This is a genomic window from Actinacidiphila sp. bgisy160, assembly GCF_965342435.1.
Lineage (GTDB): Bacteria > Actinomycetota > Actinomycetes > Streptomycetales > Streptomycetaceae > Actinacidiphila.
Genome location: NZ_CBDRCM010000005.1, coordinates 188,436 through 211,639 on the forward strand (window position 1 = coordinate 188,436; position 23,204 = coordinate 211,639).

At 74.4% G+C, this 23,204-nt stretch carries 20 protein-coding genes; 6 read left to right on the forward strand and 14 right to left on the reverse strand.

Going from position 1 to position 23,204, the window contains the following annotated elements; all coding sequences use genetic code 11:
* Nucleotides 1-60: 60 nt before the first annotated feature.
* From ACRWNP_RS07595 to ACRWNP_RS07620, 6 genes are all read right to left on the reverse strand, one after another.
* Nucleotides 61-1,050, reverse strand: coding sequence for a malate dehydrogenase (locus ACRWNP_RS07595; protein ID WP_431960224.1), 990 nt, complete (start codon nt 1,048-1,050; stop codon nt 61-63).
* A 711-nt stretch (nt 1,051-1,761) separates the two neighbouring features.
* Entirely contained in the window at nt 1,762-2,613 is an 852-nt protein-coding gene (locus ACRWNP_RS07600; protein ID WP_431960225.1) for a helix-turn-helix domain-containing protein, read from the reverse strand.
* A 41-nt stretch (nt 2,614-2,654) separates the two neighbouring features.
* Nucleotides 2,655-3,008, reverse strand: a complete 354-nt coding sequence (locus tag ACRWNP_RS07605) for a response regulator transcription factor (RefSeq protein ID WP_431960256.1) — start codon at nt 3,006-3,008, stop codon at nt 2,655-2,657.
* A 201-nt stretch (nt 3,009-3,209) separates the two neighbouring features.
* Entirely contained in the window at nt 3,210-4,427 is a 1,218-nt protein-coding gene (locus tag ACRWNP_RS07610) for an NADP-dependent isocitrate dehydrogenase (protein WP_431960226.1), read from the reverse strand.
* 84 nt (nt 4,428-4,511) lie between these two features.
* Complete coding sequence (locus ACRWNP_RS07615) at nt 4,512-4,955, reverse strand: DUF3017 domain-containing protein (RefSeq protein ID WP_431960227.1); 444 nt, start codon at nt 4,953-4,955, stop codon at nt 4,512-4,514.
* Nucleotides 4,952-5,806 (reverse strand): bifunctional methylenetetrahydrofolate dehydrogenase/methenyltetrahydrofolate cyclohydrolase, encoded by an 855-nt coding sequence (locus tag ACRWNP_RS07620; protein WP_431960228.1) that lies wholly within the window; start codon nt 5,804-5,806, stop codon nt 4,952-4,954. The genes ACRWNP_RS07615 and ACRWNP_RS07620 overlap by 4 nt, the downstream gene beginning before the upstream one ends.
* A gap of 102 nt (nt 5,807-5,908) precedes the next feature.
* On the opposite strand from ACRWNP_RS07620, the gene ACRWNP_RS07625 reads away from it, so the two are divergent.
* Both ACRWNP_RS07625 and ACRWNP_RS07630 read left to right on the forward strand, forming a co-directional pair.
* Nucleotides 5,909-6,595: an RDD family protein gene (locus ACRWNP_RS07625; protein ID WP_431960229.1), complete on the forward strand. Its 687-nt coding sequence runs from the start codon at nt 5,909-5,911 to the stop codon at nt 6,593-6,595.
* Nucleotides 6,596-6,660: 65 nt separating this feature from the next.
* Nucleotides 6,661-7,260, forward strand: a complete 600-nt coding sequence (locus ACRWNP_RS07630; RefSeq protein WP_431960230.1) for a hypothetical protein — start codon at nt 6,661-6,663, stop codon at nt 7,258-7,260.
* A 69-nt stretch (nt 7,261-7,329) separates the two neighbouring features.
* Here the strand turns inward: ACRWNP_RS07630 and purH are convergent, their stop codons facing one another.
* Together purH and purN are read right to left on the reverse strand one after the other, a co-directional pair.
* Entirely contained in the window at nt 7,330-8,883 is a 1,554-nt protein-coding gene (purH, locus tag ACRWNP_RS07635; protein WP_431960231.1) for a bifunctional phosphoribosylaminoimidazolecarboxamide formyltransferase/IMP cyclohydrolase, read from the reverse strand.
* Nucleotides 8,880-9,494: a phosphoribosylglycinamide formyltransferase gene (purN, locus tag ACRWNP_RS07640; RefSeq protein ID WP_431960232.1), complete on the reverse strand. Its 615-nt coding sequence runs from the start codon at nt 9,492-9,494 to the stop codon at nt 8,880-8,882. Before purN ends, purH begins: the two co-directional genes overlap by 4 nt.
* A gap of 230 nt (nt 9,495-9,724) precedes the next feature.
* On the opposite strand from purN, the gene ACRWNP_RS07645 reads away from it, so the two are divergent.
* Complete coding sequence (locus tag ACRWNP_RS07645; RefSeq protein WP_431960233.1) at nt 9,725-10,429, forward strand: hypothetical protein; 705 nt, start codon at nt 9,725-9,727, stop codon at nt 10,427-10,429.
* A gap of 30 nt (nt 10,430-10,459) precedes the next feature.
* On the opposite strand, the gene ACRWNP_RS07650 is transcribed toward ACRWNP_RS07645, so the two are convergent.
* Nucleotides 10,460-11,818, reverse strand: a complete 1,359-nt coding sequence (locus ACRWNP_RS07650) for a cell division protein PerM (RefSeq protein ID WP_431960234.1) — start codon at nt 11,816-11,818, stop codon at nt 10,460-10,462.
* Between the two features lie 112 nt (nt 11,819-11,930).
* On the opposite strand from ACRWNP_RS07650, the gene ACRWNP_RS07655 reads away from it, so the two are divergent.
* On the forward strand, nt 11,931-12,872 hold the full coding sequence (locus ACRWNP_RS07655) for an RNA polymerase sigma factor (protein ID WP_431960235.1): 942 nt from the start codon (nt 11,931-11,933) through the stop codon (nt 12,870-12,872).
* An 89-nt stretch (nt 12,873-12,961) separates the two neighbouring features.
* Here ACRWNP_RS07655 and sucD read toward each other — a convergent pair whose 3' ends face one another.
* The 5 genes from sucD to ACRWNP_RS07680 all read right to left on the reverse strand — a co-directional run bounded on the left by sucD (nt 12,962) and on the right by ACRWNP_RS07680 (nt 19,997).
* Nucleotides 12,962-13,846: a succinate--CoA ligase subunit alpha gene (gene sucD / locus ACRWNP_RS07660; protein WP_431960236.1), complete on the reverse strand. Its 885-nt coding sequence runs from the start codon at nt 13,844-13,846 to the stop codon at nt 12,962-12,964.
* Between the two features lie 18 nt (nt 13,847-13,864).
* A complete protein-coding gene (sucC, locus tag ACRWNP_RS07665; RefSeq protein ID WP_431960237.1) occupies nt 13,865-15,040 on the reverse strand; it encodes an ADP-forming succinate--CoA ligase subunit beta in 1,176 nt (391 codons plus the stop codon).
* Nucleotides 15,041-15,352: 312 nt separating this feature from the next.
* Nucleotides 15,353-16,564: a VWA domain-containing protein gene (locus ACRWNP_RS07670; RefSeq protein ID WP_431960238.1), complete on the reverse strand. Its 1,212-nt coding sequence runs from the start codon at nt 16,562-16,564 to the stop codon at nt 15,353-15,355.
* A complete protein-coding gene (locus ACRWNP_RS07675) occupies nt 16,561-18,912 on the reverse strand; it encodes a DUF5682 family protein (RefSeq protein ID WP_431960239.1) in 2,352 nt (783 codons plus the stop codon). The genes ACRWNP_RS07670 and ACRWNP_RS07675 overlap by 4 nt, the downstream gene beginning before the upstream one ends.
* Complete coding sequence (locus ACRWNP_RS07680) at nt 18,909-19,997, reverse strand: ATP-binding protein (RefSeq protein WP_431960240.1); 1,089 nt, start codon at nt 19,995-19,997, stop codon at nt 18,909-18,911. The genes ACRWNP_RS07675 and ACRWNP_RS07680 overlap by 4 nt, the downstream gene beginning before the upstream one ends.
* A gap of 164 nt (nt 19,998-20,161) precedes the next feature.
* On the opposite strand from ACRWNP_RS07680, the gene ACRWNP_RS07685 reads away from it, so the two are divergent.
* The gene (locus ACRWNP_RS07685) at nt 20,162-21,532 is read left to right on the forward strand and encodes an SWIM zinc finger family protein (RefSeq protein WP_431960241.1); all 1,371 of its coding nucleotides are present in this window, start codon (nt 20,162-20,164) and stop codon (nt 21,530-21,532) included.
* A gap of 50 nt (nt 21,533-21,582) precedes the next feature.
* On the forward strand, nt 21,583-23,124 hold the full coding sequence (locus tag ACRWNP_RS07690) for a DUF5691 domain-containing protein (protein WP_431960242.1): 1,542 nt from the start codon (nt 21,583-21,585) through the stop codon (nt 23,122-23,124).
* The last annotated feature ends 80 nt before the right edge of the window (nt 23,125-23,204 follow it).

The following is a 23,204-nucleotide window of genomic DNA, read 5'->3' on the forward strand; positions in this document are numbered from 1 at the left end:
CCCCCCGCCGCGCCCGTGCGGGGCGGCGGGGGGCCGGTCGTGGGGCTTCGCGTCCCGGGCTCAGATGAGGCCGAGGCCGCGGACCGCGTCGCGCTCCTCCTCGAGCTCCTTGACCGAGGCGTCGATGCGCGCACGGGAGAACTCGTTGATCTCCAGGCCCTGGACGATCTCGAACTTGCCGTCCTTGGCGGTCACCGGGAAGGAGGAGATGAGGCCCTCCGGCACCCCGTAGGAGCCGTCGGAGACGACACCGGCGGAGGTCCAGTCACCCTCGGCGGTGCCGTTGGTCCAGGTGAAGACGTGGTCGATCGCGGCGTTGGCGGCCGACGCGGCGGAGGAGGCGCCACGGGCCGCGATGATCGCGGCACCGCGCTTGGCGACGGTCGGGATGAACTCCTCGGCCAGCCACTTCTCGTCGCCCACGGCCTCGGCGGCGTTCTTGCCGGCGACCTCGGCGTGGAAGATGTCCGGGTACTGGGTGGCGGAGTGGTTGCCCCAGATGGTGAGGCGGCGGATCTCGCTCACCGGCACGCCGGTCTTCTTCGACAGCTGCGAGACGGCGCGGTTGTGGTCCAGGCGGGTCATCGCGGTGAAGCGGTCGGCCGGGACGTCCGGGGCCGAGGACTGCGCGATGAGCGCGTTGGTGTTCGCCGGGTTGCCGACGACGAGGACGCGGATGTCGTCCGCGGCGTGGTCGTTGATGGCCTTGCCCTGCGGGCCGAAGATGCCGCCGTTGGCCTCCAGCAGGTCGCCGCGCTCCATGCCGGCGGTGCGGGGGCGGGCGCCGACGAGCAGGCCCACGTTGGCGCCGTCGAAGGCGACGTTCGGGTCGTCGGAGATGTCGATCCCCTGGAGCAGCGGGAACGCGCAGTCGTCCAGCTCCATCGCGGTGCCCTCGGCGGCCTTCAGGGCCGGGGTGATCTCCAGCAGGCGCAGCTTCACCGGGACATCGGGGCCGAGCAGGTGCCCGGAGGCGATGCGGAAGAGCAGCGCGTAGCCGATCTGGCCGGCCGCTCCGGTTACGGTGACGTTGACGGGAGTGCGAGTCATTGCCTTCTCCTGGCCTTCTCCTGCTGGATCCCTTGCCGCCCCGGCAGCGTCCCTTGCCCCGGAACGGGGATCTCTCGGCGTCAAGAGACCCACGCCAGGCTATACCCGCGCCGTCGTGGCGGATGCCACCACCAGTGTGGCCCCGGTCACCGCCCCGCACACATCCCCGGACGACCCGGCGGGCCGCTCCGGGGTGGGCCGTCGCGGTGCGAGACACGCGACCGAGCGCGGCGCCGGCTGACGCGAACCTCACGCGCTCGTCAGCCCGGGCGTGGGCGTGGCGCGGCTGCGTGGGCCCGTGGTGAGGGTGGCGCAGGCGCGGGCGGCCCCCGGGGGGGCGGACGGCCGGCATCGAGGTGTACACGGCGGGGCCCCGGCCGATGCGGCACATCGTGGTGAAGTGCGCCGGGTCGGCACCTGTCGCCCCGGCGGGGGCGACCCCGGCGTAACGGGGCGGAAGCAACCGCTCGTTGAGATACCGCTCCCACGACCTCCTGCTGTACCCGGTCGCCTCGGCGAGCGCCGCGACGCCCAGGCCGTGGCGGTCGGCCTGGCGCCGCGGCTGCCCGGTGAACTCCCGTACCCACCGGTCCAGGTCATCTGTCGGTGACCGCCGGGGGGCCATCTCCCCTCCTCCCTCGCGTTGTTGCCGTCCCGTCCCGGAAGGCTACCGATGGGGGATGCTTCGGGCGGCCCGCCCGGTCGCGCCCGTCATCCGATGCAGATGCCCAGGATGATCAGGCCCAGGCAGAGCCCCTTGCCGCGGCTGCGGCTCGGGGAGGCGGAAGGCGAGGGCGCCGCCGGGGCGATCGTCGGGGGCGGCGGTGCCTGGGTGGTGGGGACGCCGCCGGGTGCCGTCGTCGTCGCCCCGCCGGTGCCGGGCGCCGTGTGCGGGCCCCGTCCCGGGGCGGAGGACACCGCGCCGGTCTCCGCCACCTGCGCAGCGGGCGTGCCGCCGTCCGGGGACATGGCGCCCGCGGTCCGTGAGGCCTTCGTGTCCGTCGCCTTCGCCGCGGGTGCCGATCCGGGCCAGGAGGTGGCGGCGGAGCCGGCGGAGCCGGCGGAGCCCGTGGCGGAGGGCGCCGGGCCGGCCGGCACGCTGGCCGTGGGGCGGGCCGACAGCGGCGCCTCGGCCCGCCCGGTCCCGTCCGTGGCCACCCCGGTCGCCACGAGCAGCGCGAACACCCCGCCCAGCACCAGCCCGCCCGCGGCCGCCAGCAGCGCCTTGCGCCGCCGCCGCAGGGCGTGCCGGGGCATCCCCTCGACGGGGGCCAGCGGGTCGAGCGGGTCGGCGTACGGGAAGCCCTTCATGGTGTCGGCGACCCCACGGTCGGCCAGTTCCCACAGGGCGATCAACCGGTCGTAGTCGGCGCCGCTGAGCTGCCCCAGCACCTCGACCGCGTCACGCGGGGGGATCCTCACGCCGTTGAGGTACTGCTCCCACGCCCCGGTGCTGCTCGCCGTACGCGCGGCCAGGGCCGGGACGCTCAGCCCGCTGCGGTCCTTCATGCGGCGCAGATGCACGGCGAGACGGCGCGCCGCGCCGTCCAGTGTCTCGGGCAATGGCTCCCATCGTGCCACCACGCACCCCCCGGCTCCCTTGGTCAACCCACGGTAGCGACGCACATACGCTCGATGCATGAAATCCGAAGAATCCTCATGCCCCCTCGCGGGGTGACGAGTCCGGTCTCATAGGCGGGGACGACGGCCTGGGCGCGGCTGCCGAGGCCGAGCTTGGCCCTCGTGCGGTACAGGTGGGTCGCGGCGGTCGCCTCGGAGATGGACGGCAGGTCCGCGATCTCCGGGTGCGACAGGCCGCGGGCGCTCCGCCGCAGCAGCTCCCGTCCCCGCGCCGTCAGCGCCGCCGGTTCGGCGGGCGGTGCGCGGTCGGCGCCGGCGGGCGGGGCACGCTCGGGGCGAGGACGGCCGCGACCAGGTTCGGGGGCGCCCTTGAGCAGGAAGAACGGAGGCCCGGGCGCGCGGCGCGGTGTGGACGTCCGCGTCGAGGTCGGAGGTGGTGAGGACGAGGATCGGCGGCGGCGGGTCGGCCACTGCGGCCAGGATGCGCTCGGTGACGACGACCACGAGGGGGCACCGCCAGCGACGGGGGAGGACGGACACCGGGTCGTGCGCGTGCCGCGCGGCGGCGGACGTCCGCCTCAGACGGACATGCGCTTGCGCAGGTTCTCCTCGAGGGCGGCGAGGAACTGTTCGGTCGTCAGCCACGGCTGCTCCGGGCCGACCAGCACCGCCAGGTCCTGGGTCAGCCGGCCGGACTCGACGACCTCCAGACAGGCGCTCTCCAGCGTCCCCGCGAACCGGGCGAGCTCGGGGGTGTCGTCCAGCCGGGCGCGGTGGGCGAGGCCGCGGCTCCACGCGAAGACCATGCCGATGGGGTTGGTCGAGGTCGGCCGTCCGGCCTGGTGCCTGCGGTAGTGGCGGGTGACCGTGCCGTGCGCCGCCTCCGACAGCACGGTCCTGCCGTCGGAGGTCATGAGGACCGAGGTCATCAGCCCCGGCGAGCCGACACCCCGGGTGAGCACCCCGGACAGGATGTCGCCGTCGTAGTTCTTGCACGCCCAGACGTAACCGCCGGCGCCCTTCAGGGCCGAGGCCGCCATGTCGTCGACCTGCCGGTGCTCGTGGCCCAGGCCCGACGCCTCGAACTCGCGCCGGAACTCGGTGTCGAAGACCTCCTGGAAGAGGTCCTTGAAGCGGCCGTCGTACTTCCTGAGCACCGTGTTCTTCGTGGACAGGTGGACCGGGAGCCCGCGCGCCAGCCCGTAGCGGAATGCGGCGCGCGCGAACTCGCGGATCGAGTCGTCCAGGTTGACCATGCCGAGCGCCACGCCGGCGCCCGGGAAGTGGTGGACCTCCAGGTCGACCGGGTCGGAGCCGTCGGCCGGGGTGAAGCTCAGGGCGAGGGTGCCCGCACCGGGGATCCTCAGCTCGGTGGCCCGGTACTGGTCGCCGAAGGCGTGCCGGGCGATCACCACGGGCCGGGTCCCGCCGGGCACGGCCCGCGGCACGTTCCGCAGGGCGACGGGTTCGCGGAAGATCCCGCCGCCGAGGCGGTCGCGGATGGTCGCGTTCGGGGAGCGGTACATCCCCTTGAGGCCGAACTCCGCGACCCGCGCCTCGTCGGGCGTGACGGTGGCGCACTTGACGCCGACACCGTGCCTGCCGACCGCCTCCGCCGCTTCGGCCGTCACCCGGTCGCCGGTGGCGTCCCGGTGCTCGATGCCCAGGTCGAAGCGGACCAGTTCGATGTCGAGGTACGGCAGGACCAGCTCGTCCCTGATGAAACGCCAGATGATCCGCGCCATCTCGTCGCCGTCGAGCTCGACGACCGGGTTCCTTGCCTTGATCTTGGCCATGGGAGTCGTTCTCCCTCTCACGCCGTGACGTGTGCCCGGGGTACACGTCGCACGTCAGGACACTCGCCACACAGCGTAACCGGATCAACGCACGGAGAAACGGACGACATCCTCCAGGAAGGGAATCTCGAGCACCGGGTTCGGCTGCGCCATCAGCGCCAGCAGCACGATCAGGACGCCCAGCACCCCGTAGGTGATCATGTCGGTGAAACGGCTGCGGACCGCCAGCATGCCGACCGAGGGCAGCAGCCAGCGCATCAGCGCGCCCAGGAGCAGCGCCGAGCCGACCAGCACCAGGCCGGCCCGGGCGACGTCCGCCGCCACCAGCACCAGGCCGAGCAGCACCAGGCCGGAGACCATCAGGATCGGCCACTGACGCGCCGGGGCCGGGGCGTGCGCGCCCATGGCCCTGCCGCCGCCCTCGGGGCGCGCGGTACCGCGGGTCAGCACCTGGAAGCGGCGGCTGCGGCCGGCGTCACCGGCCTCCTCCTGCGCCTCCGCTCCCGTACGGGGGCCCGTCCCGGTCATGCGTACCGGCCCTCCGCGGCCTCCACGACGTTCGCCAGCAGCATGGCCCGGGTCATCGGGCCGACGCCGCCGGGGTTCGGCGAGATCCAGCCGGCGACCTCGGCCACGCCCGGGTGCACATCGCCGACGATCTTGCCGTTCTCGTCGCGGCTGACGCCGACGTCCAGCACGGCCGCGCCCGGCCGCACGTCCTCCGGCTTCACCAGGTGCGGCACGCCCGCGGCGGCCACGATGATGTCGGCCTGGCGCAGCTGGACGGACAGGTCGCGGGTACCGGTGTGGCAGAGGGTGACGGTGGCGTTCTCGGACTTGCGGGTCAGCAGCAGCCCGATCGACCGGCCGACGGTGACGCCGCGGCCGACCACGGTCACATGCGCCCCGTTGATCTCCACGCCGTGCCGCCGCAGCAGTTCCACGATGCCGTTCGGGGTGCAGGGCAGCGGGCCGCGCTCATTGAGCACCAGCCGCCCGAGGTTCGTCGGGTGCAGTCCGTCGGCGTCCTTGGCCGGGTCCATCAGCTCCAGGACGCGGTTGGTGTCGATCCCCTTGGGCAGCGGCAGCTGGACGATGTAGCCGGTGCACGCCGGGTTCTCGTTCAGCTCGCGGACGACCGCCTCGATCTCCTCCTGGGAGGCGGACTCCGGCAGCTCGCGCTGGATGGAGGCGATGCCGACCTCCGCGCAGTCACGGTGCTTGCCCGCGACGTACCAGCGGCTGCCCGGGTCGTCGCCGACCAGCAGCGTCCCCAGCCCCGGGGTGACACCCCGTTCCCTGAGCGCCTGGACGCGGGTGGACAGTTCTGACTTGATCGCGGCGGCAGTGGCCTTGCCATCGAGAATCTGGGCGGTCATACCTCCATCCTCTCAGGTCCGCACACCAACGCTGGACAGCGGATGACGCCGCCCACGACGATGTGGGCCGTCCCCAGTCCCATCCGCTCGAAAGAAGCCAACGTGAGCTACCCGCCCGGTCCCGGCAATCCGTACGGCCAGCAGCCCCCGCAGCAGCCCTACGGATACCCGCAGCAGCCCCCGGCCCAGCCCGGTTACGGCTACCCGACGCAGCCGCAGCCGCCCTACGGCGCCGTTCCGCCGCAGGCCCAGGGCCCGTACGGCTACGGCTACGGCTACCCGGGGGGTCCCGCCGGTCCCGTCCCGGGCATGCCCCCGTTCGCGAGCTGGGGTGCGCGCGTGGGCGCGACGCTGATCGACTTCCTGGTCGTCGGGCTCGTGCCGATGATCCTCATCGGCATCGGCTACGGGCAGTTCATCTCCGTGGTGATCGACGCGGCCCGGGACTGCGACCAGAGCGGCGCCTACTCGTGCCCCGCGCCCGCGATGCCGGGCGGCGCCCTCGCCCTGATCGGCCTGGGCTTCCTGCTGTCCCTCGCCGGCAGCCTGTTCCTGTGCTACCGCGAGGGCAAGACCGGCCAGACGCCGGGCAAGAAGGCCCTCGGCATCAGCGTGCTGCGGGAGTTGGACGGCCGTCCGCTCGGCTTCGGCATGGCCTTCGTCCGCCGGCTGTGCCACGGCCTGGACGGCGCCGCCTGCTACATCGGCTACCTGTGGCCGCTGTGGGACGACAAGAAGCAGACCTTCGCCGACAAGATCCTCAACACCGTCGTCGTCAAGGCCCGGTAGGCCCGGCAGGCCCCGGCGAGAATGAGCCCACATCCCCGGTCCCGTCCCCGCGAAGGAGGTCACAAGTGAGCTATCCGCCCGGCCCCGGCAATCCCTACGGCCAGCAGCCACCGCAGCAGCCGTACGGACACCCGCGGCAGCCCCCGGCCCAGCCGGGCTACGGCTACCCGGTACAGCCCCAGCCCCAGGCGCAGCCGCCGTACGGATACCCCCAGCAGCCCCAGCAGCACACGCCGTTCGCGGCGTACCCCGGCGGGCCCGAGGTGCTGCCGTCGTCGGCGAAGGCGGCCCGGACGATGCTCTTCGTGCTGGGCGTGATGCAGGTCCTGGCCGGGTTGTCGCTGCTCGTCGCAGCTCTCACCCTGAAGATCGCCGACGGCAGCGAGTCACTGAACATGTTGCCCATCTGGCTGGTGGGCGCCCTGGGAATCCTCTTCCTTGCGTTCGCCGTCCTGTCGTTCTCCCTGGGCGCCAGGTACAGGACGGGCGGTCATGGCACCCGTGTCGGCTCCATCCTGACCGGCGCGCTCTTCGCACCGAGTTGTGTCGTCGCCATGGCCACCGGCGCCTTCGTGCTGCTTGTGCCGGTCGTGCTGTGCGTGCTGCTGATCGTCTTCGCGGCGCGCGCCGAGACGGCGGCCTGGTTCAAGCGCCCGCGGTACTGAGCGGGCCCGCCCGCAGGCCGAAGGCCCCCGCGCGAGCGGGGGCCTTCGGCGTTCCGGCACAGCGGTCGGTCAGTGGAAGAAGTGCCGCGTCCCCGTGAGGTACATGGTCACGCCGGCCTTGCGCGCGGCCTCGACCACGGCCTCGTCGCGCACCGAACCGCCGGGCTGCACCACGGCCTTGACGCCCGCTCCGGTGAGCACCTCCAGCCCGTCAGGGAAGGGGAAGAAGGCGTCGGAGGCGGCGTAGGAGCCCGCCGCCCGCTCCTCGCCGGCCCGCTGGACGGCGAGCCTGGCGGAGTCGACGCGGTTGACCTGGCCCATGCCGACGCCCACCGTCGCGCCGTCCTTCGCCAGCAGGATGGCGTTGGACTTCACGGCCCGGCAGGCCCGCCAGGCGAACGCCAGGTCGGCCAGCTCATCGGCGGTCAGCGGCTCGCCGGTGGCCAGCGTCCAGGTGGCCGGGTCGTCGCCGGCGGCCTGCAACCGGTCCTTCTCCTGCAGCAGCAGGCCGCCCTCGACGGGACGGAACTCCGTCTGCGCGACGGGCGCCTCGGGGCAGCGCAGCACGCGGATGTTCTTCTTGCGGGCGAGGACCTCGACCGCGCCCTCCTCGAAGTCCGGCGCCACGATGACCTCGGTGAAGATCTCGGCGACCTGCTCGGCCATGGCCACGCTCACCGGCCGGTTGACGGCGATGACGCCACCGAAGGCCGACAGCGGGTCGCAGGCGTGCGCCTTGCGGTGCGCCTGCGCGACATCGTCACCGACCGCGATGCCGCAGGGGTTGGCGTGCTTGATGATCGCGACGCAGGGCTCGTCGTGGTCGTACGCCGCCCGGCGCGCGGCCTCGGTGTCGACGTAGTTGTTGTAGGACATCTCCTTGCCGTGCAGCTGCTCGGCCACCGCCAGGCCGGCGCCGCCGTCGGTGTAGAGCGCGGCGGCCTGGTGCGGGTTCTCGCCGTAGCGCAGCACGTTCTTGCGCTCGTAGGTGGCGCCCATGAAGTCCGGGAAGGGGCTGTCGTCGGCGGGGGCGTACGAGCTCGCGAACCAGCTCGCGACCGCGACGTCGTAGGCCGCGGTGTGCTGGAACGCCTCGGCCGCCAGGCGCTTGCGGGTGCCGAGGTCGAAGCCGCCCTCACGGACGGCGGCGAGAACGTCCGCGTACCGCTCGGGGCTGGTCACGACCGCCACGGACGGGTGGTTCTTGGCGGCGGCGCGGACCATCGAGGGGCCGCCGATGTCGATCTGCTCGACGCACTCGTCCTCCGAGGCGCCGGAGGCGACCGTCTCACGGAAGGGGTAGAGGTTGACCACGACCAGGTCGAAGGGCTCGACGCCCAGCTCCTCCAGCTGCCGGCGGTGGTCCTCCAGCCGCAGGTCGGCGAGGATGCCGGCGTGCACCTTCGGGTGCAGGGTCTTGACCCGGCCGTCCAGGCACTCGGGGAACCCGGTCAGCTCCTCCACCTTGGTGACCGGCACCCCGGCGGCGGCGATCCGCCCGGCCGTCGAGCCGGTGGAGACCAGCTGGACGCCCGCCTCGTGCAGGCCGCGGGCCAGCTCCTCCAGACCGGTCTTGTCGTAGACGCTGACCAGTGCGCGACGGATCTCCCGCTTGGTACTCACGGCAACAGAACCTTTCGTCCCTCAATGCGATAGCCGTCGCGGGACAGCCGCCCCACGACGTCGACGAGCAGCGTGCGCTCGACTTCCTTGATGCGCTCGTGGAGCGCTTCCTCCGTGTCGTCCTGCCGGACCTCGACCGCGCCCTGGGCGATGATCGGGCCGGTGTCGACGCCGTCGTCGACGAAGTGGACGGTGCAGCCGGTGACCTTCACGCCGTACGCGAGGGCGTCACGCACCCCGTGGGCGCCCGGGAAGCTGGGCAGCAGCGCCGGGTGCGTGTTGACGAAGCGGCCGCCGAACCGGGCGAGGAACTCCTTGCCCACGATCTTCATGAATCCGGCCGAGACCACCAGGTCGGGCTCGTGTGCGGCCACCGCCCCGGTCAGCGCGGCGTCCCACGCCTCGCGGTCGCCGTGGTCGGTCACCCGGCAGACGAACGTCGGCACCCCGGCGCGCTCGGCGCGCTCCAGGCCGGCGATGCCTGACCGGTCCGCGCCGACGGCGACGACGTGCAGTCCCGCGTCGAGCAGCGCCTGCAGGTTCGTACCCGAACCGGAGACGAGCACGACGAGTCGTGCGGGGCGGGAAAGGGGCGGGAAGACAGTGGCCACTGCGGGTCATCTCTCGGGGAGCCGGCGCTTTGGAGGATCGTACGACTCGAAGATCGCCGGAATTCCGGGGAACTCTACGAGGCCGTCGACCGTCAGCAACGATACCGGCACACCCACCGGGCCCCCACGGGACGGGGAAGCGCGCGGGCGGTAGCGTCTGGGGTGAGAACGGCGAAGTCACGCGTCCGACAACACGAGGAGTCGACGGCAAGGGGATGACCCAGGCAAACATGAGCGGTGGCCGAGGCCACGAGCAGGACAACCCGTTCGCCCCGCCGCCGGAGAACGCGCCCGAGCAGCCCTGGCAGCCGCGCCGGCCGCAGCAGCCGTCCGACTCCGGGGACGAGCCGCCCACTCCCACTCCGCCCCCGCCGCCTCCCGGATGGGGCGGCCAGTGGAGCGAGCGGCAGCCCGGCCGGCAGGACGGCGGCTACGGCGACCGCCCCGATGGCGGGTACGGCGGGCGGCGCCCGGACGCGCCGCGCTTCGACCCCACCGACCCCGCCCAGCGGCGTGCCCGCTACGCCCTGATCTGCGGCATGTGGGGGCTCTTCTTCGCGCTCTTCCTGGGATGGACGTACGCGGGGCTGCTGCTCGGCGCCCTGGCGCTGTACTGGAGCATCAACGCGCTGCGCATGAAGCCCGAGGAGCGGGCCAAGGCCCGCGCCGAGGCGGCCGCCCTGCTGGCCGAGGGCGGCGCCACCCCTCCGCCGCCGCGGCCCACCGACCCCCGCGGCAAGCCGCAGCGCCCGGCCGCGCTCGGCGGTCTGATCATGGGCGGGCTCGCCCTGTGCGTCGTCGCGACGGCCTTCACGACCCAGCTGGTCTACCAGGACTACTACTCCTGCACTCGCGACGCCCTGACCTCCTCGTCGCGCGACGCCTGCCAGCAGCTGCTGCCGACGCCGCTCCGCGACGTGCTGCACACGCCCTGACGCACCTCCGCGCCGGCCCGCGGCGGAGGCTCAGGCCTCCGACGGGGCGGCGTCGGGCACCACGTCACCCTCCGGTTCCGCTGCCTGCGCCTGTGCGCCTTCCACCGCCTCGCGCTCCGCTTGCTCGCGTTCCGTCGCGGCGGCCGCGCGGCGGACCCGCACCCAGCGCACCAGCAACGCCGTCGGCGTGCCGGCGGCCGCCGTCCACCCCGTCGCCGCGGCGGCGGTGAGCCACCAGGACGGCCCGAAGTCCTCCAGTGCCCCGGTGCCCAGCGGCCCCGCCGCGAGTTCGGTGAGCAGCGCCATGGCGATCCCGCACACCAGTCCGCCCAGGGCGGCGTGCGCCGCGGTGCGACCGAGGCCGTACGGCTCCCGCCGGCCGACGGCGAGCACCCCCACCGCCACCCCGGCGAGCACCGGAACGACCAGCGCCACCCAGGTCAGCGACGTCCCGGGCCCCGGCTGGGGCAGCGCCGCCAGGAGCGGGAAGTCCGGCAGCACCGGTTCCCCCACCACCCCGGCCGGACGCACCGCGGCCTGGGTGCCGAGCGCGAAACCGGGCCCGAGCGCGTAGGCCGCGCCCCACACGGCGGCGTTCGGGATGAGCGCGATGGCCACCGCCAGCACCGCCAGCCGCCCGGACAGCGCCTCGCTGAGCCGGGTGAACGACGCCCCGGCGGCACCGGGGTGCAGTGCCAGGGTCACCGCCGTCAGGGCCGCGCCGCCCGCGACGAGGACGCAGACCCCCGCCCCCGCCGAGCGCAGCACGGCCGCGACCTCCTGCGGCGGCACCGTCACCGGCACGGCCACCCGGGACAGCCGGGCGGGCAACGCGATGCGCGGCCGCCCCCGCTCCGCCCAGGCCCCCGCGGCCGCCGCGAGGCCGGCGACGACGGGCAGGTGCAGCGCGGCGCCGAGGAGGTCGCTTCTCACCGGCCCGTACGAGGTGTAGACGACCACCCCGGCGCCCACCGCGAGGTAGCCGCCGATCAGCCACGCGACGGCGGACCGCGCGACCTTGCCGTCCGAGGCGGGCGCGACGGCGTCCGCCCCCGCCCGGTAGAGCAGCCACACCGGGAACGCCATGGTCAGCAGCGGTGTGACGCCGACGGGAGCGGCGACACCGGAGAGGGTCTCGGTGCGCACGAGGCCGCCGCCGTGGGCGAGCAGCCAGCAGTCCGCGGCAACGTGGAGGGCGCCGTCCAGCCCGCTGTCGGGGAACGGCGAGATGACCCACAGGCAGAGCACGAGCATGGCGAAGCCGCCCAGGCCCAGGCCCGCGGCGACCACGCCGCCGGTGAAGGCGGGGGCGGATTCGGAGCTGCGCAGGGTCTCGTGGGCGCTCCGGATCCGGCGCACGGCGTGACTCAGGGCGCTTGCGGCACTCACGGAACTCATGCTGCCAAGAACATCCCCTTTCGCCGTGGCAGCATGCGAATGCCCGTCGTGTCGCGGAATATGGCGTTATGCGTTTCTTCATTCGATCCGAGTGGCCGATCGCATGAGCCGCACCTCCACGACGAAGGCCGGGAAGGCCATCGGGAAGCGACGGCGTCCCCGGCAGGCGAAGGCCTCCGGGGCGGCGCAGGCCGGGAACGCCGCGCAGGACCGGCAGGCCGCGCGGACGGTCGCCCTGGGGCCATCCGATGTGCCCGCGGAACAGGTGGCGCCCACGGAGGCCGGCGGCCCCCACGCGCCCGCGCCCCCGTCCCCGTCCGCGTCCGCTCCGCCCGGCGGGCGGGCGGCCCCGGAACCGAAGGCGCAGGACCCGGCGGCCGAGGCCGTACGGATCGCGAAGGCGGCCCAGGCCGCCTTCGACGGGCTGTACACCCGCAACGCCCCGGCCCTGCTCCGCCAGGTCGAACTGCTCACCGGCAACATGGAGCTGGCCCGGCACGCCGTGCACCGCGCCTTCGACCTGGCCTGGCAGCGGTGGCCCGAGGTCGCCGTCGACCCCGACCCGGCCGGGTGGATCCGCGCGGAGGCGCACCACCACGCCCTCGCGCCCTGGCAGCAACTGCTGCCCTGGTTCCGCACCCCGCCACGCGAGCGCAGCGCCTTCCAGCGACTGCCGCGCGGCACCCGGCACGCGGTGCTGCTCCACGACGGGCTGGGGCTGAGCCTGCGGCGCACGGCGGCGGAGAGCATGGCCACCACCTCCATGACCAGGCGGCGCATCGTCCGGGGGCGTGAGGCCCTGGGCGAGGGGGCGGCGGCCCGGCTGGGCGACCTGCTGGACGAGCAGCCGCAGCCGGAGTACCCGGCGGCCATGGTGCGCGAGCTGAGCGAACAGTGGCTGCGCATCCGCACGGTGGGCGCCGTGGCGGCGACGGTGGTGATAGCGCTGGTGACCGCGGTCGGGCTGGTCTTCGGGCCGCTCAGCGACCGGGTCGCGGCCGATCACGACCCGGTCGGGCAGGGCACCTCCGCGCCCGCGCCCTGAGCGCGCCCCGCCCTTCCCCGCGCACGCGCACGGGCCCGCCCCCCGGAGGGAGCGGGCCCGTGCGCGTGCCTCCGCGGGGGAGGCGGGGATCAGCCCTGCAGGATGGCGCGCGCGAGGCGGGCCGTCTCCGACGGGGTCTTGCCGACCTTGACGCCGGCGGCCTCGAGGGCCTCCTTCTTCGCCTGGGCGGTGCCGGAGGAACCGGAGACGATGGCGCCGGCGTGGCCCATGGTCTTGCCCTCGGGCGCGGTGAAGCCCGCGACGTAACCGACGACCGGCTTGGTGACGTGCTCGGCGATGAAGGCCGCGGCACGCTCCTCGGCGTCGCCGCCGATCTCGCCGATCATGACGATCAGGTCGGTCTCGGGGTCGTCCTGGAACGCCTTCAGCGCGTCGATGTGGGTGGTGCCGATGATCGGGTCACCGCCGATGCCGACCGCCGAGGAGAAGCCGATGTCACTGAGCTCGTACATCATCTGGTAGGTCAGCGTGCCGGACTTCGACACCAGGCCGATGCGGCCGGAGGTGGTGATGTCGGCCGGGATGATGCCCGCGTTGGACTGGCCGGGGGTGATCAGGCCGGGGCAGTTGGGGCCGATGATCCGGGTCTTGTTGCCCTTGCTGCCGGCGTAGGCCCAGAAGGCGGCGGTGTCGTGCACCGCGATGCCCTCGGTGATCACGACCGCCAGCGGGATCCCGGCGTCGATGGCCTCGATGACCGCGTCCTTGGCGAACTTCGGCGGGACGAAGATGACGGTGACGTCGGCACCGGTCTTCTCCATGGCCTCGGCGACGGAGCCGAAGACCGGCACCTCGGTGCCGTCGAAGTCCACGCTGGTGCCGGCCTTGCGCGGGTTCACGCCGCCGACGATGTTGGTGCCCGAGGCGAGCATGCGCCGGGTGTGCTTGGTGCCCTCGGAACCGGTCATCCCCTGGACGATGACCTTGCTCTCCTTGGTCAGGAAGATAGCCATGATGTGGTGACCTGTCCCTTACTTCGCAGCCAGCTCGGCGGCGCGCTCGGCGGCGCCGTCCATGGTGTCGACCTGCTCGACCAGCGGGTGGTTGGCGTCGGTCAGGATCTGCCGACCCAGCTCCGCGTTGTTGCCGTCCAGTCGGACGACGAGCGGCTTGGTGACCTCTTCGCCCTTGGACCTCAGCAGCTCCAGGGCCTGGACGATGCCGTTGGCGACCGCGTCGCAGGCGGTGATGCCGCCGAAGACGTTGACGAACACGGACTTGACGTCCGGGTCGCCCAGGATGATCTCGAGGCCGTTGGCCATGACCTCGGCGGAGGCGCCACCGCCGATGTCGAGGAAGTTGGCGGGCTTGACGTTGCCGTGGCCCTCACCGGCGTAGGCGACGACGTCCAGGGTGCTCATGACGAGACCCGCGCCGTTGCCGATGATGCCGACCTCGCCGTCGAGCTTGACGTAGTTGAGGCCCTTGGCCTTGGCCGCGGCCTCCAGCGGGTTGGCGGCGGCGTGGTCGACCAGCGCCTCGTGCTCCGGCTGGCGGAAGTCGGCGTTCTCGTCCAGGGAGACCTTGCCGTCGAGCGCGATGACGCGGCCGTCGGCAACCTTGGCGAGCGGGTTGACCTCGACGAGGAGCGCGTCCTCGGAGACGAAGGTCTTCCACAGGGTCTGCAGGATCTCGGCGACCTGGTCGGCGACGTCGGCCGGGAAGGCGGCCGCCTCGACGATCTCGCGGGCCTTCTCCGCGGTCACGCCCTCGATGGCGTCCACCGGGATCTGGGCGACGGCCGCGGGGTTGGTCGCCGCCACCTCCTCGATCTCCATGCCGCCCTCGACGGACGCGATCGCCAGGAAGGTCCGGTTGGCGCGGTCCAGGAGGAAGGAGACGTAGTACTCGGAGGCGATCTCCGGGGCCAGCTCGGCCAGCATCACCTTGTGGACCGTGTGGCCCTTGATGTCCATGCCGAGGATCTGGCCGGCCTTGGCGACCGCGTCCTCCGGGTCCGACGCCACCTTCACGCCGCCGGCCTTGCCACGGCCACCGGTCTTCACCTGCGCCTTGACGACAGCCTTGCCACCGAGCCGCTCCGCGACCTCGCGCGCCGCCTCAGGCGTGTCGATGACTTCACCGGCCAGCACCGGTACACCGTGCTTGGCGAAGAGGTCCCTCGCCTGGTACTCGAACAGGTCCACGCGCGTCCGTCCTTGGTAATCGCGGTTCGTTGTCTGCGTGCGTGCCGGGGGCGGTCGTCGCTGACGTCTTCGTAACGAACCCTACGAACGGTCGTACGGGGGGCGCACACGTCGGCCGAGCACGCGGCATGTCCGTCTCGCAGGTTATCGCCGCGCGGGCGGCACGGGTAAATCGGAGCTGCCGCGAGAGCGGTGAGAACAGTCACAGACCAGCCGAACGGGCGGTCCGGCCACGGCCGCGGAGGTGGGCTCGCCCGGGTGAGCCCGCTCACCCGGGGTGACGACGCCGCTCCGCCCATCCGGGTCCCGGCGTCACCCGCCGGAGGCGGGCACGGGCAGCGGCCGCTTCTCGATGGCGGCCGCCATGACCTCGGGGAAGAGATCCGGGGTGCAGGCGAAGGCGGGCGCCCCCAGCGCCGCGAGCGCCGCGGCGTGTTCGCGGTCGTAGGAGGGCGCGCCCTCGTCCGACAGCGCCAGCAACGCCACGAACTGGACTCCGGACGCCTTCATCGCCGCGACCCGCTTGAGCATCCCGTCGCGTATGCCGCCCTCGTACAGGTCGCTGATGAGGACGACGACGGTCTCGGCGGGCCTGCTGACGAGGGACTGGCAGTAGGCCAGCGCCCGGTTGATGTCGGTGCCGCCGCCGAGTCGGGTGCCGAACAACACGTCGACGGGGTCGTCCAGATGCTCCGTCAGATCGGCGACCGCCGTGTCGAAGACGACGAGCCGGGTGCCGATGCCGCGCATGGAGGCGAGCACTGCGCCGAACACGGATGCGTAGACCACGGACGCCGCCATGGAGCCCGACTGGTCGATGCAGAGCACGACGTCCTTCCGCACCGCCCGCGAGGCGCGGCCGTGGCCGATCAGCCGCTCGGGCACGACGGTGCCGTGCTCGGGCAGGTAGTGCCGGAGGTTGGCACGGATCGTGCGGTCCCAGTCGATGTCCCGGTGGCGGGGGCGGTTCACCCTGGCCGAGCGATCCAGCGCGCCGGTGAGGGTGGCCCGGGTGCGGGTCGCCAGACGCCGCTCCAGGTCCGCGACGACCTTGCGGACGACCGCCCGAGCCGTCTCCTTCGTCGTCCCCGGCATCACCTTGTTCAGCGAGAGCAGCGTGCCGACCAGGTGGACGTCGGCCTCGACCGCCTCCAGCATCTCCGGTTCCAGCAGCAGCGCGGACAGCCCGAGCCGGTCGATGGCGTCGCGCTGCATCACCTGCACGACGCTGCTGGGGAAGTATCTGCGGATGTCCCCCAGCCAGCGCGCCACCTGGGGCGCCGAGCCGCCCAGGCCGGCGCTTCGCGGGGGCGGCGCGCCGGCACCGCCGTGCGGGGCGCTGCCGTACAGGGCCTCCAGGGCCTGGTCCATCGCCGCGTCCCGGCCGGTGAGCCGCCGTCCCGTGCCCTCGGCGGGCCCGCCGCCGAGCACCATCCGCCAGCGCCGCAGCCGCTCGTCGGCGTCCGTGCCGGTGTTCGTGTCCGTGTTCGTGTTCGTGCGGGTGTTCGTGTCCGTGTCCGTCATGTGTCCTGACCCCCGTCCTGTCCGCCGGGCCCGAGCAGCAACCGCGCGGTGGACAGCGCCGCCTCCACCCGCTCCTCGTCGAGCCGTGGGGCGAAGCCCGGCAGGCCCTCCCCCATGGCACCCTCGCCCGTTCTCCCGCCTCCCGGGCCGCGTCGCACCAATTCCCCCACCGTGCGCCGCACCCCCGGGTCGAAGCCGCCGAAGGTGCGCCGGAGCAACGGCAGCACATCGTCGAAGGCGGCCGCCGGCACCGCGGACAGCCAGCCGTCGACCAGCGCCAGCAGCCGTTCGTCGTGGACCAGCAGCATCCCGCCGCCGGCGAGGAAACCCTCCACCCAGGCCGCCGCCTCCTGCGGCGCCGTGCCGTGCGACAGGGCGAGCCCCATCAGCCGGGCCACCTCCCCGGGCTCCAGGCGCGCGTCGTCGAGGAGCAGCCGTGCGGCGCTGCCGCGCAGTAGCCCCGGTACCCCGCGGTCGCGCACGGCCAGCCTCCGCAGCACGCCCGCCCAGCGGTCGCGCAGCGCGTCGTCACCGAGCAGGACCAAGGCCTGCTGCACCTGCGCGACATGACCGCGCATCTCGGCGGCGCCGGCCGCGTCGAGCCCCGCGCACGCGGGCGGCAGTCCGACGCAGACCCGCTCCGCGAGCCCCTCGGCGACCTCGCGCAGCGCCCGCGCGTCCGTGCCCCGCACGTCGCCGTAGCGGAGCGAGCGCACGAGCGCCGGCAGTGCCTGCGCGAGGTGCGCGACGTCCACGTCGAGCGCCGCGCGATCGGCGAGCACCCGCATCACCGTCGGCAGGGCGTCGCGCAGCCCGGCGAGCAGGCAGCGTTCGGCGAGGCCCGTCACCTCGGCGAGCACCCTCGTGTTCACCGCCGCGTCCTGGGCCCGGGCGGTCGCGGCGGACTCCACCGTGGTGCCCCACACCCCGGCCTCCGCGACCGCCACCGCGAGTTCCGGCTCCCAGCGCAGCCGCCAGCTCTCCCGGAAGGTGCCGGTGGCGGCCGTACGGGACCGGCCCGGCTCGCCCCAGCCGATGCCGAGCATCCGCAGCCGGTGCAGCAGGCGACTGCGTCCGGCGTCGGTGTCCTTGCGCAGGTCCAGGTCCACCTCCTTCTCCAGGGCCTCCGGCTTCATCCGCAGTCTGCGCTGCTCGCGTGCCAGGTCGCGGGCGAGGGGCACGGCCGGCGCGGCTTCCGGGACCTCGCCCAGCACGTCCCCCACCACCAGCCGGTCCCGGATCAGCGCCAGCGGCACCTCGGAGCCGTCGCACATCACCGCGCGTACCGCGTCCGTGGTCTCGCCGAGTCCGGGCAGCGGGCGGCCGCGCAGGGTCGCGAGGGTGTCGGCGAGCCGTACCGCCTCGATCACGTGCGCCGAGGAGACCGGGAGGTCCTCCTCGCGGAGCAGGCCCGCGACCTTGGTCATCCACCGGGCGACGGGCCGGTCGGGCGAGGTGAACAGATGGCGGTACCAGCCGGGCGAGTCGATGCCCGCGCCGTAGCCACTGGCCCGGGAGAGCCTGCGGTGCGTCCAGGGCACCCAGGTGACCTCGACCTTCGCCTTGGGCAGGCCCTTGAGCAGGGCCCGGTCGGCGGTGACCCCGCCGCCCCGGGCGAGCGCGGGCACATGCCAGGCCCCGCACACCACGGCCACCTCCTCGTGTGTGCGGCGTGCCTCCCGTATCCGCAGCCGCATGTGGGCCTCGCGCACCACGTCCTGCGGATGGCCCCCGTCTCCGTAGGTCTCGCGCAGCGCGCCCATCGCCTCGGCGAGCGCCCCGAACGCGGCCAGCGGATCGCCATCACCCTCACCGGCCCGGCCGCGGTGCTCGACGGCGTCCTCCCACCAGCGCTCCGGGTCGTCGTGGCCGGCCGTGCGCGCCAGCACGGCGAGCGGGTCGATGCGCGCGTCCGCGGCGCCGGCCTCCCCCGCACCCCCGTCCCCTGCCTCTCCTTCTCGTCCTCCTTCTCGTTCCCTGTCCGCTCCCGCCGGTACGTCCCCCTGGTCCCCGTCACGGAGCAGGAGCGAGTGCGCGGCGGGCAGGTCGATGAAGCGCACCGGCACGCCACGGCCGGCCGCCCACCGGATCGCCTCCCACTCGGGGGAGAACTCGGCGAAGGGCCAGAAACCGGCCCGGGACGGCTCGTCGACGACGTGGGCGAGCAGCGCGACCGGCGGCCGCATCCCGGGATCGGCGGCCAGTGCCAGCACCGCGTCCGCCTCCGGCGGGCCCTCGACGAGCACGATCCGCGGCTCCAGCCGGTCCAGCGCGGCCCGCACGCCGCGGGCCGAGCCGGGGCCGTGGTGCCGCACCCCCAGTAGCGCCACCCCGTCCGCGGCTGTCACGGCGTCACCTCGCGGCAGGCACGGTAGAAGTCCTTCCAGCCCTCCCGCTCACGGACCACGGTCTCCAGGTACTCCTGCCACACCACGCGGTCGGCGGCCGGGTCGCGGACCACCGCGCCGAGGATCCCGGCGGCGACGTCCCCGGCGCGCAGCACGCCGTCGCCGAAGTGCGCGGCCAGGGCGAGCCCGTTGGTCACCACGGAGATCGCCTCCGCCGTGGAGAGCGTGCCGGAGGGCGACTTCACCTTCGTGCGCCCGTCGGCGGTGACCCCGCCGCGCAGTTCCCGGAAGACGGTGACCACCCGCCGGATCTCGTCCGCGCCCTCCGGGACGGCCGGCAGCTCCAGCGAGCGGCCGAGCTGGCCGACGCGGCGGCCGACGATGTCGACCTCCTCCTCCACGGTCGCCGGCAGCGGCAGCACGACCGTGTTGAAGCGCCGGCGCAGCGCGCTGGACAGGTCGTTGACGCCGCGGTCCCGGTCGTTGGCGGTCGCGATCAGGTTGAACCCGCGCACCGCCTGGGTCTCGGTGCCCAGCTCCGGTATCGGCAGCGTCTTCTCCGAGAGGATGGTGATGAGGGTGTCCTGCACGTCCGCGGGGATTCGGGTGAGCTCCTCCACACGGGCGACGCGCCCCTCGGCCATGGCCCGCATGACCGGGCCCGGGACCAGGGCCTCCCGGCTCGGCCCGCCGGTGAGCAGCCGGGCGTAGTTCCATCCGTAGCGGATGGCCTCCTCCGAGGTGCCCGCGGTGCCCTGCACGAGAAGCGTGGAGTCGCCGCTGACCGCGGCGGCGAGGTGCTCGGAGACCCAGGTCTTCGCCGTGCCCGGGACGCCGAGCAGCAGCAGCGCCCGGTCGGTCGCGAGCGTGCTGACCGCGACCTCCACGATCCGCCGAGGACCCACGTACTTGGGGGTGACGACGGTGCCGTCGGGCAGCTCGCCGCCCATCAGGTACATGGCGACCGCCCACGGCGACAGATTCCACCGGGCCGGGCGCGGCCGGTCGTCGGCCGCCGCGAGAGCCTTGAGCTCATGGGCGAACGCGTCTTCGGCGTGCGGCCGGAGTGCGGTGTCCACGGACATGGTTCTCCCCTGTTCTCACGTGGAGCGAATGGCGCGGACGCCCCGTCAGCCCCCCGCGGGGCGTCCGCGTCCCCACCATCGCGCACCCCACTGACAATCCGGCTTCCCGTCAGGAAGCCGCAGCTCAGGGCGGTTTGTCAGTGCCTGCCCGTAGCGTCGTGGCCATGGACGGGATGGACGAACAGCGCGCCGAGCGGTGGACCGCCGACCAGGTCCTGGCACTCGCGCCCGACGCGTCGTCGCGCAAGGCCGGGACGGTCCTGGCGGCGGCCGCCCGCTGGTCCGGGACGGGGGTCTCCGGCACGGCGGTGTGGGGGCTGTGCGCGGGCAGCGGCAGCGTTCCGTACCAGGCGGTGGTCGACACGGCGGGGCCCGCCTTCCGGTGCAGCTGCCCCAGCCGCAGGTTCCCGTGCAAGCACACACTCGCTCTGCTCCTGCTCTGGGCGGGGGGCGAGGTCGGGTCGGCCGCGCACGGGGGCGGCCGGCCCGGCTGGGTCACCGAGTGGCTGGACGCGCGCCGCGCGCGCGGGGAGCGGACGTCCCCGGGCCGGCGCGGCGCGTCCGGCGGTGGTGACCCGGAGGCGGCACGCAGGCGGGCCGAGCGCCGGGCGGGACGGGTGGCCGCCGGGGCCACAGAGCTGGAACAGCGGCTGGCGGATCTGCTGCGGGGCGGCCTGGCGGGCGCGGACCGCGAGGGGTACCGGCAGTGGGAGGAGACGGCGGCGCGCATGGTGGACGCCCAGGCACCCGGGCTCGCCTCACGGGTGCGGGAGCTGGGCGCACTGGCGGGATCCGGGGGCGACTGGCCGTCGCGGCTGCTGGAGGAGACGGCGTTGCTGCATCTGCTGGCCCGGGGCTGTCTGCGGCAGGAGGCGCTGCCAGGACCGCTGGCGGCCACCGTCCGGTCCCGGGTCGGCTTCACCGTGGACTCGGCGGAGGTCCTCGCCGGTCCGAGGGTGCGCGACCGCTGGCTGGTCCTGGCGCGGCACGACGCCGCCGACGACCGCCTCACCACCCGCAGGACCTGGCTGCACGGGGAGAGCACCGGCCGTACCGCGCTGTTGCTGTCCTTCGGGGCGGGGGGCCGGGCACCGGAGCCGGCGCTGCCGGTCGGCCTCAATCTCGACGCGGAGCTGGCCTTCCACCCGGGGGCCCGTCCGCTGCGGGCAGCGCTCGGGTCGCGACACGGCGCGCCGCTGCCCGGCCGCGTGCCGCCGGGCGTGCCGGTCGCGGCGGCGCTCGGCGCCTACGGGGAGGCCCTGGCCGGGGATCCGTGGCTGGACGCCTGGCCGGTCGTGCTCGCCGGCGTCGTGCCGATACCGGGCGGGACGGTCTGGCAGGTGGCGGACGCGGACGGGAGCGACGCCGTCCCGGTCACGGCGGGCGGCGCCGGCGCCGGAGCGGGGCTGTGGCGCCTCGCGGCGGTCTCCGGCGGCCATCCGGTGACGGTGTTCGGCGAGCTCGGCCACCAGGGCTTCCGGCCGTTCACCGCCTGGGGTGGCGCGGGCGCGGAACCGGTGCCGCTGACGGTGTGATCCCGGCCGGGCCTGGCGGTCGGGCGCACGGAGACGACGAAGGAGGACCGATGACGACGACCTGGGCCGATCTGGTCGGCACCGCGCTCCTCGGCACCGACCGCAGGGGCGGCACGCCCGAGGAGCTGCTGGACTGCGCCGCGCTCGCCGTCGTACGGCGCCGCGCCGGCGTGCGTGCGGCCACGGCCGGGGCGCGGCCGGCCACGGCGCCGCCCGACCCGCGGCCACCGCTGCCCGAGGCGGCACGACGGCGGCTGTCCCTGCTGCTGGCGGACCGCTCGGTCGGGGGCGGTGGGGCCAGCCGGCGCGGCGCCGCTCCCAACCTCGCCGAGCTGCTGCCCCAGTGGCTCGCCGAGGCGAACGCCCGCGGCTGGGCGGCCCCGCCGGAGCTGCTGCCCGCGCTGCTGGACGCGGCCCGCGCACGCACCGACCTGCGACCGGACGCCCTGGCCCTGGCGGGACCGCGCGGGCTGTGGCTGGCGGAGCTGAACGCGGACTGGCGGTTCGCGCTGCGCGCCGGGGCGCCGGGCGTCGTGCCGGACACCGGTGACCCGGTCGCCGTGCGGACGCTGTGGGAGGAGGGGCTCTTCGCCGAACGGGTGGCCCTGCTGGCCCGGCTGCGGGCCCGCGACCCACGCCAGGCACGGGAGCTGCTGCGCTCGGGGTGGGCCGCCGAGCGTGCCGAGGACCGGCTGATGTTCCTGGACACACTCCGGGAGGGCCTGTCGCCGCAGGACGAGCCGTTCCTGGAGCAAACCCTCACCGACCGCAGCCGCAACGTGCGGGCCACCGCCGCCGAGCTGCTGTCGGCCCTCCCTGGCTCCGCCCTCGCCGCCCGGATGGCCGCACGGGCCAGAACGTGTGTCGCGTGGGATCCGGGGGGCGGCCGGATCGGCGTGGAGGCGCCGTACGAGTGCGACGCCGCCATGGAGCGCGACGGCGTGGTGGCGATACCGCCCGCCGGGCGCGGGGAGCGGGCGTGGTGGTTCGGCCAGGTGGTGGACGCGGCGCCGCTCGCCACATGGCGGGAGCGGTTCGCCGGCCGGACGCCGCAGGAGATCATCGCGCTGCCGGTCTCGGACGACTGGCAGGCGGATCTGCACGCGGCGTGGTGCCGGGCCGCGGTGCGCCAGGGGGACGCGGCCTGGGCCCGCGCCCTGCTGGGCCCCACCCCGGCGCCCGCGACGGCGGTCAGCCCCGTCGGGGACCCGGCGAAGCTGCTGTCGGTCCTCCCGGCCCCGGAGCGGGCGGAGTGGGTGGCCCGCTTCATCGCGGCGCACGGCCTGTCGGAGGCGTTCCAGATGCTCGCGGTCTGCGCCGTGCCCTGGGCCGAGCCGCTGGGCGCGGCGGTGGTGGACGCCCTGGACATCGCGCGGGACGCGGGCAGCTACCCCTGGAGCTTCAGCGGGGTGATGGGCCTGGCCGAACGCTGCATGGACCCCGCGGAGGCCGACCGGGCGGCGCCGCTGGCCGCGGTGCCGGCGGAGTCCGCCGACACCTCACCGGGCGCCGGGGCGTACTGGGCGGAGGCCTTCCAGCGGCTGCTCGGCACCCTGCGCCTGAGGGCCGCGATGCTCGCGGAGCTCGCCTGAGCGTCCGGCCGCGGCCGGACGGGGGGGGGGGGGGGGGGGGGGGGGGGGGGGGGGGGGGGGGGGGGGGGGGGGGGGGGGGG